We start from the raw sequence: 14798 nt of genomic DNA on the forward strand, positions 1-14798 counted from the left end.
CTATTGAGGATTAATCGCCGAACACTGAATGTCACTCTACGAACACTGCCCGGCCAGGTTACGGAGGGGCCCGAGATAGGTAAGGTCCTTAGTAGTCGCCCTCGACTGGGAAGGAGGTGACGGGCGTGGCAGCTCGCGATGATGCTGAGGCTCGAGCCGCGCAGCGCGAACGGGAGGTCGCTGATCTTTCAACACAGGTCTCCTTCCTGCAGGAGGAGATCACCGCGCTGAGGCGGAAGCTGGCCGAGTCACCCCGTCAGGCCAGAGTCCTCGAAGAGCGCCTCCATGAGGCACAGGCGAATCTCGCGGCCGTGACCGGCCAGAACGAACGCCTTGTGGCCACACTCAAGGAGGCCAGGGACCAGATCGTCGCTCTCAAGGAGGAGGTCGACCGGCTGGCGCAGCCGCCGTCCGGCTTCGGCACCTTCCTGGAGGCCAGAGAAGACGGCACGATCGAGGTGTTCACCGGCGGCCGCAAGCTGCGGGTGAACGTCAGCCCCGCCGTCGACGTCGATTCGCTGCGGCGTGGCCAGGAGGTCATGCTCAACGAAGCGCTCAACGTGGTCGAGGCGCTCGGCTACGAAGAGGTCGGCGAGATCGTGATGCTCAAAGAACTGCTCGACGAGGGCAAGCGGGCCCTGGTCATCTCGCACGCCGACGAAGAGCGCGTCGTGCGGCTGGCCGACTCGCTGCAGGGCCAGCCCGTCAGGGCCGGCGACTCGCTCCTGCTGGAGCCCCGCTCGGGCTACGTCTACGAGCGCATACCCAAGTCCGAGGTCGAGGAGCTCGTGCTCGAAGAGGTCCCCGACATCTCCTACGAGGAGATCGGTGGCCTGGGACGGCAGATCGAGCAGATCAGGGACGCCATCGAGCTGCCCTACCTGCACGCCGACCTGTTCCGCGAGCACATGCTGCGGCCTCCGAAGGGCGTGCTGCTCTACGGCCCGCCCGGCTGCGGCAAGACGCTCATCGCCAAGGCCGTCGCCAACTCCCTGGCCAAGCAGGTCGCGGAGAAGACCGGTCAGTCCGGCAAGAGCTTCTTCCTCAACATCAAGGGCCCGGAGCTGCTCAACAAGTACGTCGGCGAGACCGAGCGGCACATCCGCCTGGTCTTCCAGCGGGCTCGTGAGAAGGCCTCCGAGGGCACCCCGGTCATCGTGTTCTTCGACGAGATGGACTCGATCTTCCGCACCCGCGGCTCCGGAGTCTCGTCCGACGTCGAGAACACCATCGTCCCTCAGCTGCTGTCGGAGATCGACGGCGTCGAGGGCCTGGAGAACGTCATCGTCATCGGCGCCTCCAACCGCGAGGACATGATCGACCCCGCGATCCTGCGGCCCGGCCGCCTGGACGTGAAGATCAAGATCGAGCGGCCGGACGCCGAGGCGGCGAAGGACATCTTCTCCAAGTACCTGCGTCCCGACCTGCCCCTGCACCCGGACGACCTGTCCGAGCACGGCGACTCCCGTCAGGGCACCATCCAGGGCATGATCCAGAGCGTCGTCGAGCGCATGTACACCGAGAGCGAGGAAAACCGCTTCCTCGAGGTGACCTACGCCAACGGCGACAAGGAAGTCCTCTACTTCAAGGACTTCAACTCCGGAGCGATGATCCAGAACATCGTCGACCGGGGCAAGAAGATGGCCATCAAGCAGTTCCTGGAGACCGGCCAGAAGGGCCTGCGGGTGCAGCACCTGCTCACGGCCTGCGTGGACGAGTTCTCCGAGAACGAGGACCTGCCCAACACCACCAACCCCGACGACTGGGCTCGCATCTCCGGCAAGAAGGGCGAGCGGATCGTCTACATCCGCACGCTGGTCTCCGGCAAGCAGGGCAGCGAGGCCGGCCGGTCGATCGACACCGTCGCCAACACCGGCCAGTACCTGTGACCCCTTCCCGAGAGGGCCACGGCACCTGACGCCGGCACGAAGGACAAGCGGGAGGGACTCCGGGCCCTCCCGTTTCCTTTTGCCTCGGCCGGGACGCCGAGCGGACCTCGTGCCCGGCGACACGCGCGATAGGCATGCGCGACCCGCCTCCGCGGGCGCACACTTGGCGATGTGACCACTTCCGATCAGGCCGGGCTCGATCGGTCCGGGTTCCACCGGACCGGGCCCGATCAGGCTGGGGTCGATCGGGCCGGTTCTGACTGGGCCGGTTCTGATCGGGCCGGGTCTGATCGGGCCGGGTCTGACTGGAGCGGGCTCGACCAGGCGGGGCTCAAGCGCGTCGAGGTGCACGTCGAGGGCATCGTGCGGGGCGTCGGCTTCCGGCTCTTCGTGCACGCGCTCGCCCGGCGGCTCGGCCTGGCCGGCCAGGTGCGCGACGACGTCGACGGCGTGCACATCGAGATCGAGGGCGCCGGCCACCACGTCGCCGAGTTCCTCACCTCGCTCGAACACGACGCCCCCGCCCTGTCGGAGATCGAACGGGTCACCGTCGTACGCGCCGAGCCCACCGGCCGCGGCGGCTTCACCATCGCCGCCGCCGACCCCTCGGGCCAACGCCGCACCGTGGTCCCCGCCGACCTCGCCACCTGCGACGACTGCCTGAGCGAGCTCGCCGACCCCGCCGGCCGCCGCCACCGGCACCCGTTCGTCTCCTGCGCCGGCTGCGGGCCGCGCTTCACCGTCGTCCGCGCCGTCCCCTTCGACCGGCCGCTGACCACCATGGCGGGCTTCGCGATGTGCCCGGGCTGCGCCGCCGAGTACCACGACCCCGGCGACCGCCGCTTCCACGCCCAGCCGATCTGCTGCCCCGGCTGCGGGCCCCGGCTGCGGCTGCTCGACGCGCGCGGCGGCGAGCTGCCGGGCGATCCCGTCGCCACCGCCGCCGCCCTCCTGCGCGCGGGCCGGATCGTGGCCGTCAAGGGCCTCGGCGGCTACCACCTCGCCGTCGCCGCCTCCAGCGAGCCGGCCGCCGCCACCCTGCGCCTGCGCGGGCACCGCCCGGACGAGCCGTTCGCCGTCCTGGCCGCCGACCTCGCGCAGGCCGGCCTGCTCTGCGCCGTCGACGAGAACGCCGCCGGGCTCCTCAGCAGCCGGGCCCGCCCGATCGTCCTCCTGCCCCGCCGCGACACCCCCCACGCCCGGCGGATCGCCCCCTCCGTCGCAGCTTCCGCCGCGCCCGGGACCCGGAGCCTCGGCGTCATGCTGCCCTGCACGCCGCTGCACCACCTGCTGCTCGCCGAGGTCGCCGAACCCCTCGCCCTCACCGGCGGCACCGCTGACGAGCCCATCGCGTACGACGACGCCGACGCCCTGGCCCGGCTCGGCGCGGTCGCCGACGCCTTCCTCACCCACGACCGGCCCATCCACGTCCGCGCCGACGACAGCGTGGTCCGGCCCACCGCCGACGGGCCCGCCGCGGGGGTCGTCGTGCTGCGCCGGGCCCGCGGCTACGCGCCCGAGCCGCTGCCGCTGCGCCACTTCGTCCCCCGTACCGTGCTGGCCTGCGGCGGCGACCGCGAGAGCACCTTCTGCCTGGCCCGCGACCGGCGCGCATTCGTCTCCCCGCACCTCGGCGACCTGGAGGACACCGAGGCCCGGCGCTCGTACGCGGCCGGCATCGAGCACTTCCGCGCCCTGTTCGACCTGTGCCCAGAGATCGTCGCCCACGACCTGCACCCCGGTTACCGCTCCACCCGGCACGCCCTGGCGATCCCCGGCGTCGAGCACGTCGGCGTCCAGCACCACCACGCCCACATCGCCTCCTGCCTGGCCGACAACGGCGAGCGGGGTCCCGTGATCGGCGTCGCCTTCGACGGCCCCGGCCACGGCACCGACGGCACGATCTGGGGCGGCGAGTTCCTGCGCGCCGACCTGGCCGGTTTCGAGCGGCTCGGCCGCCTGGAGCCCGTCCCCATGCCGGGCGGCGACGCCGCGGTCCGCGAGCCCTGGCTCATGGCCGCCGCCTACCTCGGCCCCGGCGACGGCCCGCCCAAGCTGGACGTCGTACGCCGCAACGCCGAACGCTGGGCCGCCGCGCTCGCCCTCGCCGCCGGCTCCCCGCTCACCTCCAGCGCCGCCCGCCTCTTCGACGCCGTCGCCGCGCTCCTCGGGGTGCGCGACCGGATCACCTACGCCGGTCAGGCCGCGTACGAGCTGGAACAGCACGCCGACCCCGCCGAGACCGGCTCCTACCGCGCCCGCCTCACGCCGGGGGAGCCGTTCACCGTGCACGGCGCCGACCTCGTCCGGGCCGCCGCCCGCGACCTGGAGTCGGGCCGGCCCACCCCGGTCATCGCCGGCCGCTTCCACAACGGCGTCGCCGACGCCGTCGCCCACGCCTGCGCCGCGCTCAGGGACGCCACCGGCCTCACCGCGGTCGCCCTGTCCGGCGGCGTCTTCCAGAACGTGCTCCTCGTCGAGCGCACCGTGCGGCGACTGCGCGCGGCCGGCTTCCGCGTCCTCACCCACCGGCGAGTGCCGCCCGGCGACGGCGGCCTCAGCCTGGGGCAGGCCGTCGTCGCCGCGGCCCGCGATCGGTCCGGCCTATCACGCTGACGCTCCGTGACGGATGTGAACAGTGGAACCAGGGGAACCAAAGTGATCGCTGTGACGTCAAAAGGGGCGTGCACACCCCCAACCGGCCGAAGCATGCCCGGGAGAACGGCCGGTTGGCCGAGCTCGACCTCCTCCGGTTCCTCGCCGCCCTCGCGGTCGTCGCCTTCCACTACCTCGTGGCGTACGCCAGCGTGTGGGGCGACCGGCCCGCCGAGCTCTTCCCCGCCGTGGCCCCCGTGGCCGGGCTCGGGATCCTGGGCGTCGAGCTGTTCTTCATCATCAGCGGGTTCGTCATCCTCATGACGGTGTGGGGGAAGGGGCTCGGGGCGTTCGCCCGTTCCCGGCTGGTCCGGCTCTACCCGGCGTACTGGCTCAGCCTCGCCGCCGTCGCCGCGCTCTACGGCCTCACCGGCGCCAAGGCCCTGGACCCCAAGCTGTCCACCGGTGAATACCTGCTGAACGCGACCATGTTCCAGCGGCTGTTCAAGGTCACCGACGCCAGCGGCGTCTACTGGTCGCTCTGGGCGGAGCTGCGCTTCTACCTCCTCATGGCCATCCTCGTGATCGTCGGCGTCACCTACGGGCGCGTCCTGGCCTTCTGCGGGATCTGGCTGGCCGCCGCCCTCGCGCTCAAGCTGCTCCAGCACGGCGACGTCGCCGTCCCGCCGGTGATCACCGAGACCGTCATGCCCGACTACGCCCCCTACTTCGTCGCCGGCATGGGCCTCTACCTCGTCCACAAGCACGGCCACGCCTGGCTGCCGTGGATCTACGTCGTCGCCGGCTACGCCATGTCGCTCGACAGCGCCCTGGCCCGCGTGCACCGCCGCATCGACGCCGCCGGGTTCAAGAACATGCCGGTCACCGACACCAGCGTGATCATCGCGATCACGATCGTCTTCGCCCTCATGGCGCTGGCCGCCACCGGGCTCCTGCGGCTCAAACCGTCGAGGACGCTGACCGCGCTCGGCGGCATCACCTACCCGCTCTACCTGTTCCACAGCATCGTCGCCGTCGCCGTCATCCCCGTGCTCAGGGGCGACCTGCCGCCGTGGATCGTCGCCTGCTGCGCCACGCTGATAGCCGTGCTCCTGTCCTATCTGGTGTACGTCTTTGCCGAACGTCCCATCCAGCGCATACTCAAGCCCCGCGGGCGGGCGGGCGGCTCGGCGGCTTCCGCCGTACAGATGGAAAAAGCGTCGGTGCCATAACCTTGTGGCCCTGGGGCACTGTGAAGGGCATAGGCTCGGGCATATAAACGGCGGATAGACAGACCCGGACGAACAGAGGATGTTGCATGACGGTGCGTCGGGTGATGGGCATCGAGACCGAGTACGGCATTTCCGTACCCGGCCAGCCAGGCGCCAACGCGATGGTGACCTCCTCGCAGGTCGTCAACGCGTACCTCGCCGCCTCGGCGGCCCGCGCGCGCCGCGCGCGCTGGGACTTCGAGGAGGAGAACCCCCTGCGTGACGCGCGCGGGTTCGACCTGGCGAGAGAGGTCGCCGACCCCACGCAGCTCACCGACGAGGACCTCGGGCTGGCCAACGTCATCCTGACCAACGGGGCCCGGCTCTACGTCGACCACGCCCATCCCGAATACTCCGCGCCCGAGTGCACCAACCCCCGCGCCGCCGTCATCTGGGACAAGGCGGGCGAGCGGGTCATGTACGACGCCGCCACGCGCGCCTCTGCCATCCCCTCCAACGCGCCCATCCAGCTCTACAAGAACAACACCGACGCCAAGGGCGCCAGCTACGGCTGCCACGAGAACTACCTCATGCGCCGCGCCACGCCCTTCGCCGACATCGTGCGCCACCTGACGCCGTTCTTCGTCAGCCGGCAGGTCGTGGTCGGCGCGGGCAAGGTCGGCATCGGCCAGGACTCGCGCGGCGAGGGTTTCCAGATCAGCCAGCGCGCCGACTTCTTCGAGGTCGAGGTCGGCCTGGAGACCACGCTCAAGCGGCCCATCATCAACACCCGCGACGAGCCGCACGCCGACCCCGAGAAGTACCGGCGCCTGCACGTGATCATCGGCGACGCCAACATGTCGGAGATCTCGACCTATCTCAAGCTCGGCACCACCGCGCTCGTGCTGGCCATGATCGAAGAGGGCTTCCTCAGCCGCGATCTCGCCGTCGAGAGCCCCGTCCAGGCCCTGCGCGCGGTCTCCCACGACCCGACGTGCCGCTACGAGATCGCCCTGCGCGACGGCCGCAAGCTCACCGCCGTCCAGCTCCAGATGGAATACCTGGAGCAGGCGCGCAAGTTCGTCGAGGAGCGCGGCACCGCCCAGGACGAGATGAACAAGGACATACTCGACCGCTGGGAGTCGGTGCTCACCCGCCTGGCCGAGGACCCCATGCAGCTCGCCCGCGAGCTCGACTGGGTCGCCAAGCTCGAACTCCTGGAGGGCTACCGCAGCCGCGACGGCCTGGCCTGGTCCCACCCCCGGCTCCAGCTCGTCGACCTCCAGTACAGCGACATCCGGCCCGACCGCGGCCTCTACAACCGCCTGGTCGCCCGGGGCCGCATGCAGCGCCTGGTCTCCGAGGAGGAGGTGCAACGCGCCGTCGAGCACCCGCCGAGCGACACCCGCGCCTACTTCCGTGGCCGCTGCCTGCGCCAGTACAGCGAGTCCGTCGCCGCCGCCTCCTGGGACTCCGTCATCTTCGACATCCCGGGCCGCGAGTCCCTGCAGCGCGTCCCCACCCTGGAGCCCCTGCGCGGCACCAAGGCGCACGTCGGCGAGCTGTTCGACCGCTGCCACACGGCCGCCGACCTGGTCGCCGCGCTCACCGGCGGCGAATGACCGTCCGCTGACGCCCCGGGCCGGCCGCCGCTCACAGGAGGCCGACGCCCAGGGTCAGCGTGCCCACCGCCAGGCCGGCGCCGCCCGCGACGGTGAGCCAGATGAGCTTGTTCGGCCTGGTGTCGCCCGGGCGGGCCACCGACAGGAAGAACCCCAGCGGCATGAGGATGGGCGCCGCCACGATCAGCACCCTGGTCAGCGTCCTGACGCCCTCGGGGAGCGAGGTCTGGTCCACGTACAACATGGCCACCAGGGCGAACAGGACCAGGACGCCCGCGTGCGCGTGTCCGGCCCGCCACAGGCCCCGCCGGACCGGGTTGTCCCGGTAGCCCGGAACGTCGCGCATCAAGAACGTCAGCAGCGACACACCACCGAACACGATCGTCGGGACTGTGATGAGGACCACACCTGCCACGGTCAGCGACATAGTGGACATTTCTGAACCTCCGTGTACGTAGGGGATTCATTATTGGATAGCGATGCTATCCAGTCAACCGATACAAGATCGCGCAAGGTTGGGCGCGAAATGTCGGACGGTTCGGGGAAGATATGCCTAGAGGCAGTCCCCCAAGCGGAGGTAGGACATGGCAACCAAGGACACCGGCGGCCAGAAGCAGGCCGGACGGCGCGAGGCCGAGGTTGAGGAGACCGAGGCCTCGGCGGCGCCGGACGTTCAGGAGCGTCAGGAGAAGCTCACCGACGACGTCGACGCGATCCTCGACGAGATCGACGAGGTCCTCGAGGAGAACGCGGAGGAATTCGTGCGCAGCTACGTCCAGAAGGGCGGGGAATAAGGACCCGGCACGGCACCATCACGATCGAGAGTCACGGCACCACCGAGGACGACGTCGAGCGCGCGCTCGCCCACCAGGGCGGGCCCTGCTCCGTCGCCCTCGGCACCCTTCACTGAGCACCTGAGCGGCCCGACGGGCGGCCGGCCAGGCGGCACCTCATGAGACGAGCACGCGAACGGGCAAGCGCTCCGGCCGGGCCGGAGCCTCGCTGCCGACCTCCGCGCGGGCACTGATCCGATCCGTGCCCCTTCCGCGCTGTCAACGGCCGCGACCGGCCGCGGACCCCCGCCGAACGCGCCGAGCACACGTGGGCACACGCGGGCACACGCCGCGGCGCCGCATGCCGCCGCCGGAGCGCTGAGCGGACACCCCCGCATCCGGGCGACAAGCCCTCCACCTGGTACGCCGTGAGGCGCCTCGGAGGCAGGCCGGCGGTGGCGGCCGTAAGGAAACGATCCGGACAATGATCGGCCCCCGCAGGGGTAGGTTGGCCGCGGCGGGGGAGGGTTCGCCGTGAGCTGATCGTGGGAAGTGCAGACAGCGACGCAACAACAGTAGGGTCGCCCTAGGGACAGTGACGTTTGGGAGGGAGTCGCGTGGCATCGCACAGGGATCTGCCCGTCGGCTTGGTGAACCAGCTTTTCCAGAACAACGGGAGCTCCTCGTTCACGGAGTTCATGAGCTCGTACGCGCCGGAATTGCTGCCACGGCGGGATGAGGTTCTGGCCACCCCGATCGGCGACCAGGTTCCGCACGCGACCACGATCGTCGCCGCGACCTTCGCGGGCGGCGTGATCATGGCGGGCGACCGGCGGGCGACGTCGGGCAACGTGATTTCGCAGCGTGACGTGCAGAAGGTGTTCAGGACCGACGACTATTCCTGCATGGGCATCGCGGGCACGGCGAGCACCGGCATCGAGTTCGCCCGGCTGTTCCGGGTGGAGCTCGAGCACTACGAGAAGCTCGAAGGCCGCACGATGTCGGTGGCGGGCAAGGCCAACCGCCTGGCGACCATGATCAGGGGCAACCTCGGCATGGCGATGCAGGGGCTGGTGGTGGTGCCGCTGTTCGCCGCCTACGACCCTGACAAGGACGAGGGCCGCATCTTCAGCTACGACGTGGCGGGCGGGCCCTACGAGCGGGAGCGGTTCGACGCGATCGGCTCCGGCTCGATCTTCGCCCGTGGCTCACTGAAGAAGCTCTACCGCGACGGCGCGTCGGCCGACGACATGGCGATGACGCTCATCCAGGCGCTCTACGACGCGGCCGACGACGACTCGGCGACCGGCGGCCCCGACGTGACCAGGAAGATCTGGCCGGTCGTGGGCGTCATCGACGCCGACGGCTTCCGCCGCCTCTCCGACGAGCAGGTCGCCGGCTACGTCGACCAGATGCTCGAAGCCCGGATGATCTCGCCCGACGGCCCCATCGCCCCGCTGCGCTAGAAAGGACCACCTGCCCGTGTCCATGCCTTTTGGATATGCGTCCCCTGAGCAGATCATGCGGGACAAGGCCGACTACGCGCGCAAGGGCATCGCGCGGGGCCGGTCGGTCGTCGTGCTCCAATACGTCGACGGCATCCTGTTCGTCGCGCCCAACCCGTCACGGGCGCTGCACAAGATCAGCGAGATCTACGACCGCATCGGCTTCGCGGCCGTGGGCCGCTACAACGAGTTCGAGGAGCTGCGGCTCGGCGGCATCCGCTACGCCGACATCAACGGCTACACCTACGACCGCTCCGACGTGACCGGCCGCGGCCTCGCCAACCTCTACGCCTCCAACCTGGGCCGCATCTTCACCGAGTCGATCAAGTCGCTGGAGGTGGAGGTCGTGGTCGCCGAGGTCGGCGAGACCAAGGACGGCGACGCCATCTACCGGCTCACCTTCGACGGGTCGGTCTTCGACGAGCACGGCTTCGCCGCCATGGGCGGGCAGGCCGAGGCGGTCGCGGGGCGGCTGAAGGAGCGCTACCGCGAGTCGATGTCGCTGGCCGACGCGCTGGAGGTGGCGCTGGCAGCGCTGACCGAGCCGGGCGGGGAGCGTCCGCCGGTGGCCCAGCTCGAGGTCGCGGTGCTCGACCGCAACCGTGAGCACCGCAAGTTCCTGCGGCTGACCGGGGCCCGGCTGGAGCGGCTGCTCGCCCAGACGACCCAGCCGCCCGCCTCGCCGCCCCCGGCGTCCGAGTCGCCGTCGGAGTCGTCCGAGTCCTCGGAGCCGCCGTCCAAGGGTTCCGCTGGTTCGTCCGGTTCCTCCGGGGACACTCCGCCGCCCACGGGCCCCGAAGGCCCGGTCGACGACGGCTCCTCACCCCTGTAACCCCGCACCCGCTGCTCCCCGGCGGGGCCGCCACCCGCGCGGCCCCGCCGTTCACCTTGCCGGGCCGTGTGCGTTGCTCTCGCCGTGGGCGCTGCCGGGCCGTGTACGTCGCTCTCGCCGTGCGCGTTGCCGGGCCGTGGGCGTTGCCCTCGCCGTTCACGCTGCCGCTCCGGGTGACTGCCGGACCGGGCGGGCGGTGTGAGCTGGATCACTGTGCTGGGGGCGAACCGGACGCGTGCTGTGCGGGTCTCAAGGTCCGTGAACACATCGTTGCGCACCCTCCTCGCCGGCGGCGCGGCCGCCGTCGCGCTGGTGGCGGCCGGCGGCGCCGCCCAGGCCGCGACCGCCGCCTACCCGCGCTACAAGGCGCCGAAGATCTTCGGCACCACCTTCCAGCCGGACCCGAAGCACGACTTCACCAAGCGCATCAGCCCCCGCCACGACGGGATCCTGCGCGGCTGGATCACCCACGTCAGCGGCGGCGTGGCCGAGTACCAGCCGATCAAGTGGAAGCGGGACAAGCACACCGAGGGCTACTTCGTGGGCCCGGGCGAGGGCGACGCGACGGCCTACGCCTCGCCGATCGCGAAGAACGTGGAGTTCCTGTCGGCGTACGGCTGCAAGCAGGCGGGCGGCTCGCTCACGGTGAGCAGGTCGACCGGTCTGGGCGCCAAGCGCTGCCCGGCGTCGGTGCTGGTCAAGCGGCACGGCAAGCAGCGTCAGCCAGCCCTCATCACGGTCTACCGGGGCAAGATCGTCAAGGTCCAGGAGATCTACGTCCCGTGAGCGCGCCGCCGTGCTCATTCAGGGGCGGGCACGGCGCGGCCGGCAGGGACGAAACACCCCATACGGGGGCCGACATCGAAAACACCCGGCAAGATCTCTCCCGCTCGCCGATCCATGGGCATAGTGTGAGGTGATGGATCGTCGCATCTTCGGGCTGGAGAACGAGTACGGCGTGACCTGCACGTTCAGGGGGCAGCGCAGGCTGTCCCCGGACGAGGTCGCGCGCTACCTGTTCCGGCGAGTCGTGTCCTGGGGCCGATCGAGCAACGTCTTCCTCCGCAACGGCGCCCGCCTCTATCTCGACGTGGGCAGCCATCCTGAGTACGCAACACCCGAGTGTGACAACGTCATCGAACTCGTCACTCACGACAAGGCGGGCGAGCGCATCCTCGAAGGTCTCCTCGTCGACGCCGAGAAGCGGCTGCGCGAGGAGGGCATCGCCGGCGACATCTACCTGTTCAAGAACAACACCGACTCGGCGGGCAACTCCTACGGCTGCCACGAGAACTACCTCGTCGGCCGGCACGGTGAGTTCGGCCGCCTGGCCGACGTGCTGATCCCCTTCCTGGTGACGCGGCAGATCGTCTGCGGCGCCGGCAAGGTGCTGCAGACGCCGCGCGGGGCCGTCTACTGCGTCTCCCAGCGGGCCGAGCACATCTGGGAGGGCGTCTCCAGCGCCACCACCCGGTCGCGGCCCATCATCAACACCCGCGACGAGCCGCACGCCGACGCCGAGCGCTTCCGCCGGTTGCACGTCATCGTCGGCGACTCCAACATGAGCGAGACCACGATGCTGCTCAAGGTCGGCGCCACCGACCTGGTGCTGCGCATGATCGAGTCCGGCACGGTGATGCGCGACCTGTCGCTGGAGAACCCGATCAGGGCCATCCGCGAGGTCTCCCACGACATGACCGGGCGGCGCAGGGTGCGCCTGGCCAACGGGCGCGAGGCGTCGAGCCTGGAGATCCAGCAGGAATACCTGTCGAAGGCGAAGGACTTCGTGGACCGGCGCGGCGGCGACGACATCGCGCACCGCGTGCTGGAGCTGTGGGAGCGCACGCTGCGCGCGGTCGAGACCGGCGACCTCGACCTGGTCTCGCGCGAGATCGACTGGGTGACGAAATACCAGCTCATCGAGCGCTACCGCAAGAAGTACGACCTGCCGCTCTCCTCGCCCCGGGTGGCCCAGCTCGACCTCGCCTACCACGACGTGCACCGCAAGCGCGGCCTCTACTACCTGCTGCAGAAGCGCGGCTCGGTGGAACGGGTGGCGTCCGACCTGAAGATCTTCGAGGCCAAGTCGGTGCCGCCGCAGACCACGCGGGCGCGGCTGCGCGGCGAGTTCATCCGCAAGGCGCAGGAGAAGCGGCGCGACTTCACCGTCGACTGGGTGCACCTGAAGCTCAACGACCAGGCGCAGCGCACCGTGCTGTGCAAGGACCCGTTCCGCAGCGTGGACGAGCGGGTGGACAAGCTGATCGCCGGAATGTGAATCGCCGGCTGGGCAGGACGCGGGCGGTGCGTTTACCTCGGGCGTACCCGAGGTTCGGGTAGGGTGACGCGAATCTGACGTCTTTTCCGAGGGAAACGCATGCGCCGCGTTCTGGCCGTTCTGGCAGCGATGCCGCTGATCTTCTTCGCCGCGGGATGCGGCTCCGACGACGCCGCCTCCGGCGGGTCCACCGGCGTCAAGGTCGCCGGGGACCCCGGCGCCAAGCCCACGGTGACCTTCCCGTCCGGCTCGCCGGCCACCAAGTCGTCCTACGAGGTGATCCAGCCGGGCAGCGGCACCGAGATCAAGACCGGTGACAAGGTCATCGTCAACCTCACCGTCTGGGACTGGGACGGCAAGGCCAACGCCGTCCAGGGCTCGTCGTACGACACCAAGGCCCCCGAGACGATCTCGGTCAACGAGCAGCTCCCGCAGGTGCTGCAGGAGGGCTTCACCAAGGTCAAGCACGGGGGCAGGCTGCTGGCCGTGCTGGCCAACGACTCGGTCCCCCAGGGGCAGCAGCAGACCTCTCCGGCCGAGCCGACCAAGGTGTTCGTCTTCGACGTGGTCGGCACGCAGCCGCCCGCGCTGAAGGCCGCCACCGGCAAGGAGACCAAGGAGTCCATCAAGGGCGTCAAGGTCGAGAACCCGGGCGGCGAGAAGGCGCCGACGCTCACCACCAAGACCGGTGAGAAGCCTCCGGGCGAACTCGTGGTCAAGACGGTGATCGAGGGCACCGGCGCCAAGGTGCAGCCCAACCAGACGCTCGCCGTCCACTACACGGGCAAGATCTGGGGCACCGACAAGCAGTTCGACTCGAGCTGGGAGCGGGGCGAGCCGGCCGAGTTCCCGCTGAGCGGCGTCATCCAGGGCTGGCAGCAGGGGCTCGCCGGGGTGCCGGTCGGCAGCCGGGTCGTCATGAGCATCCCGCCGAACCTGGGCTACGGCGACCAGGAGCAGCCGAACATCCCGGCCAACAGCACCCTGGTGTTCGTCGTGGACGTCCTGGGCGCCTACTGAGCCGCCCGGCCCCGGTGCCCGCCATTTGGGGGTTTCGCGGGGTTTGTGGCGGGTCGGCGCGGTAGCATCGCGAGCCCCGGGGACCGCCCCGGGGCTCGCCGCGTAGGGGAGGGCCCGATGCTCCGCCATGTCGCCGCGCCCAAGCTTGGGCAGGTACTTGCGCGGATGCTGGTGCCGGTGCTCGTGGCGGCGGGGGTCGCGGGGTGTACCGGCGCGCCTGCTCAAGGGCTGGAGCTGAAGGTGGCCGGGGCGTTCGGCGCGCGGCCCACGATCGACTTCCCCGACGGCAGACCCGCGTCCGGCCTGCAGGTGGACGAGCTGACCACCGGCAAGGGCGCCCGCCTGGAGCCGGACGACGTGGCGATCGTGCAGTACACCGCCCACGTCTGGGACGGCCGCCGCAACCGCCTCGTCGACTCCAGCTTCACCCGTGGCGCGCCCGCCGCGTTCCCCGTGGGCGGCCTGCTGCCCGGCCTGGACCGCGCTCTGGAGGGCCGTACGGTCGGCAGCCGGGTCATCGCCGCCGTCCCGCCCGGCGACGGCTTCGGCCCCAACCCGCCGCGCGGCGTGGGCCCCTCCGACGAGCTGTTCTACGTCGTGGACATCCTCGGCGCCCACCACAAGGGCGCCTCGGTCGAGGGCCGCGCGGGCACGCTGGCGGGCGTGCGCGTGAGCGCCGGCGCGCGCCCCGCGCTCCAGGTGCCCGCCGGCGCTCCGCCGGCCCGGTTCGCGTCCACGGTGCTCGAACGGGGCTCCGGCCCCAAGGCCCGGCCCGGCCGGCTCGTCGTCACCCAGTACGCCGGCGCGGTCTGGGCGAGCCGCCGCGTCTTCGACACCACGTGGACGAACGGCCTGCCGAAGGCGTTCAAGCTGGGCGACGGCGGCCTCATCAAGGCGTGGGAGCGGGCACTGACCGGCGTCCCCGCCGGCAGCCGGGTGCTGATGGTCGTCCCGCCCGCGTACGGCTACGGCGCCCCCGGCTTCCCCGCGTACGGGATCAAGGGCTCCGACACCCTCGTCTTCGTGGTGGACGTGCTGGCCGTCTACTGAGCGCCGTCCGGCGGGGCGAGGAC

Annotated in this window: 12 protein-coding genes; 11 read left to right on the forward strand and 1 reads right to left on the reverse strand. The window is 70.7% G+C overall.

The features are described from left to right. Positions 1-116: 116 nt before the first annotated feature. The 4 genes from arc to dop all read left to right on the forward strand — a co-directional run bounded on the left by arc (position 117) and on the right by dop (position 7317). Positions 117-1889, forward strand: a complete 1773-nt coding sequence (arc, locus tag BMW85_RS29005; protein WP_218155962.1) for a proteasome ATPase — start codon at positions 117-119, stop codon at positions 1887-1889. A gap of 171 nt (positions 1890-2060) precedes the next feature. Further along, positions 2061-4505: a carbamoyltransferase HypF gene (gene hypF, locus BMW85_RS29010; RefSeq protein ID WP_091087600.1), complete on the forward strand. Its 2445-nt coding sequence runs from the start codon at positions 2061-2063 to the stop codon at positions 4503-4505. 68 nt (positions 4506-4573) lie between these two features. Beyond that, positions 4574-5716 carry an acyltransferase family protein gene (locus BMW85_RS29015; RefSeq protein WP_091087603.1) on the forward strand — a complete coding sequence of 381 codons (1143 nt, stop codon included), beginning with the start codon at positions 4574-4576 and terminating at the stop codon, positions 5714-5716. A gap of 86 nt (positions 5717-5802) precedes the next feature. Further along, complete coding sequence (dop, locus tag BMW85_RS29020) at positions 5803-7317, forward strand: depupylase/deamidase Dop (RefSeq protein ID WP_091087606.1); 1515 nt, start codon at positions 5803-5805, stop codon at positions 7315-7317. 31 nt (positions 7318-7348) lie between these two features. On the opposite strand, the gene BMW85_RS29025 is transcribed toward dop, so the two are convergent. Beyond that, the gene (locus BMW85_RS29025) at positions 7349-7753 is read right to left on the reverse strand and encodes a hypothetical protein (RefSeq protein ID WP_091087608.1); all 405 of its coding nucleotides are present in this window, start codon (positions 7751-7753) and stop codon (positions 7349-7351) included. Positions 7754-7901: 148 nt separating this feature from the next. On the opposite strand from BMW85_RS29025, the gene BMW85_RS29030 reads away from it, so the two are divergent. From BMW85_RS29030 to BMW85_RS29060, 7 genes are all read left to right on the forward strand, one after another. After that, positions 7902-8111: a ubiquitin-like protein Pup gene (locus tag BMW85_RS29030; protein WP_091087610.1), complete on the forward strand. Its 210-nt coding sequence runs from the start codon at positions 7902-7904 to the stop codon at positions 8109-8111. Between the two features lie 677 nt (positions 8112-8788). After that, positions 8789-9556, forward strand: coding sequence for a proteasome subunit beta (gene prcB / locus BMW85_RS29035; RefSeq protein ID WP_245775133.1), 768 nt, complete (start codon positions 8789-8791; stop codon positions 9554-9556). Between the two features lie 22 nt (positions 9557-9578). Continuing rightward, entirely contained in the window at positions 9579-10427 is an 849-nt protein-coding gene (gene prcA, locus BMW85_RS29040; protein ID WP_091087787.1) for a proteasome subunit alpha, read from the forward strand. A 258-nt stretch (positions 10428-10685) separates the two neighbouring features. Continuing rightward, positions 10686-11213: a hypothetical protein gene (locus BMW85_RS29045; RefSeq protein WP_245775124.1), complete on the forward strand. Its 528-nt coding sequence runs from the start codon at positions 10686-10688 to the stop codon at positions 11211-11213. A 133-nt stretch (positions 11214-11346) separates the two neighbouring features. After that, the gene (gene pafA, locus BMW85_RS29050; protein ID WP_091087617.1) at positions 11347-12705 is read left to right on the forward strand and encodes a Pup--protein ligase; all 1359 of its coding nucleotides are present in this window, start codon (positions 11347-11349) and stop codon (positions 12703-12705) included. Between the two features lie 99 nt (positions 12706-12804). Continuing rightward, positions 12805-13725: an FKBP-type peptidyl-prolyl cis-trans isomerase gene (locus BMW85_RS29055; protein ID WP_091087620.1), complete on the forward strand. Its 921-nt coding sequence runs from the start codon at positions 12805-12807 to the stop codon at positions 13723-13725. A gap of 117 nt (positions 13726-13842) precedes the next feature. After that, positions 13843-14775, forward strand: coding sequence for an FKBP-type peptidyl-prolyl cis-trans isomerase (locus BMW85_RS29060; protein WP_091087621.1), 933 nt, complete (start codon positions 13843-13845; stop codon positions 14773-14775). Positions 14776-14798: the final 23 nt, after the last annotated feature.

Source organism: Nonomuraea wenchangensis (assembly GCF_900111685.1).
Classification (GTDB): domain Bacteria; phylum Actinomycetota; class Actinomycetes; order Streptosporangiales; family Streptosporangiaceae; genus Nonomuraea; species Nonomuraea wenchangensis.

Excerpts from the sequence above, each read along its gene's own strand:
- dop (WP_091087606.1), top strand. The coding sequence starts at position 5,803 with ATGACGGTGCGTCGGGTGATGGGCATCGAGACCGAGTACGGCATTTCC.
- BMW85_RS29025 (WP_091087608.1), bottom strand. The coding sequence starts at position 7,753 with ATGTCCACTATGTCGCTGACCGTGGCAGGTGTGGTCCTCATCACAGTC.
- BMW85_RS29030 (WP_091087610.1), top strand. The coding sequence starts at position 7,902 with ATGGCAACCAAGGACACCGGCGGCCAGAAGCAGGCCGGACGGCGCGAG.
- prcB (WP_245775133.1), top strand. The coding sequence starts at position 8,789 with ATGAGCTCGTACGCGCCGGAATTGCTGCCACGGCGGGATGAGGTTCTG.
- prcA (WP_091087787.1), top strand. The coding sequence starts at position 9,579 with ATGCCTTTTGGATATGCGTCCCCTGAGCAGATCATGCGGGACAAGGCC.
- pafA (WP_091087617.1), top strand. The coding sequence starts at position 11,347 with ATGGATCGTCGCATCTTCGGGCTGGAGAACGAGTACGGCGTGACCTGC.
- BMW85_RS29055 (WP_091087620.1), top strand. The coding sequence starts at position 12,805 with ATGCGCCGCGTTCTGGCCGTTCTGGCAGCGATGCCGCTGATCTTCTTC.
- BMW85_RS29060 (WP_091087621.1), top strand. The coding sequence starts at position 13,843 with ATGCTCCGCCATGTCGCCGCGCCCAAGCTTGGGCAGGTACTTGCGCGG.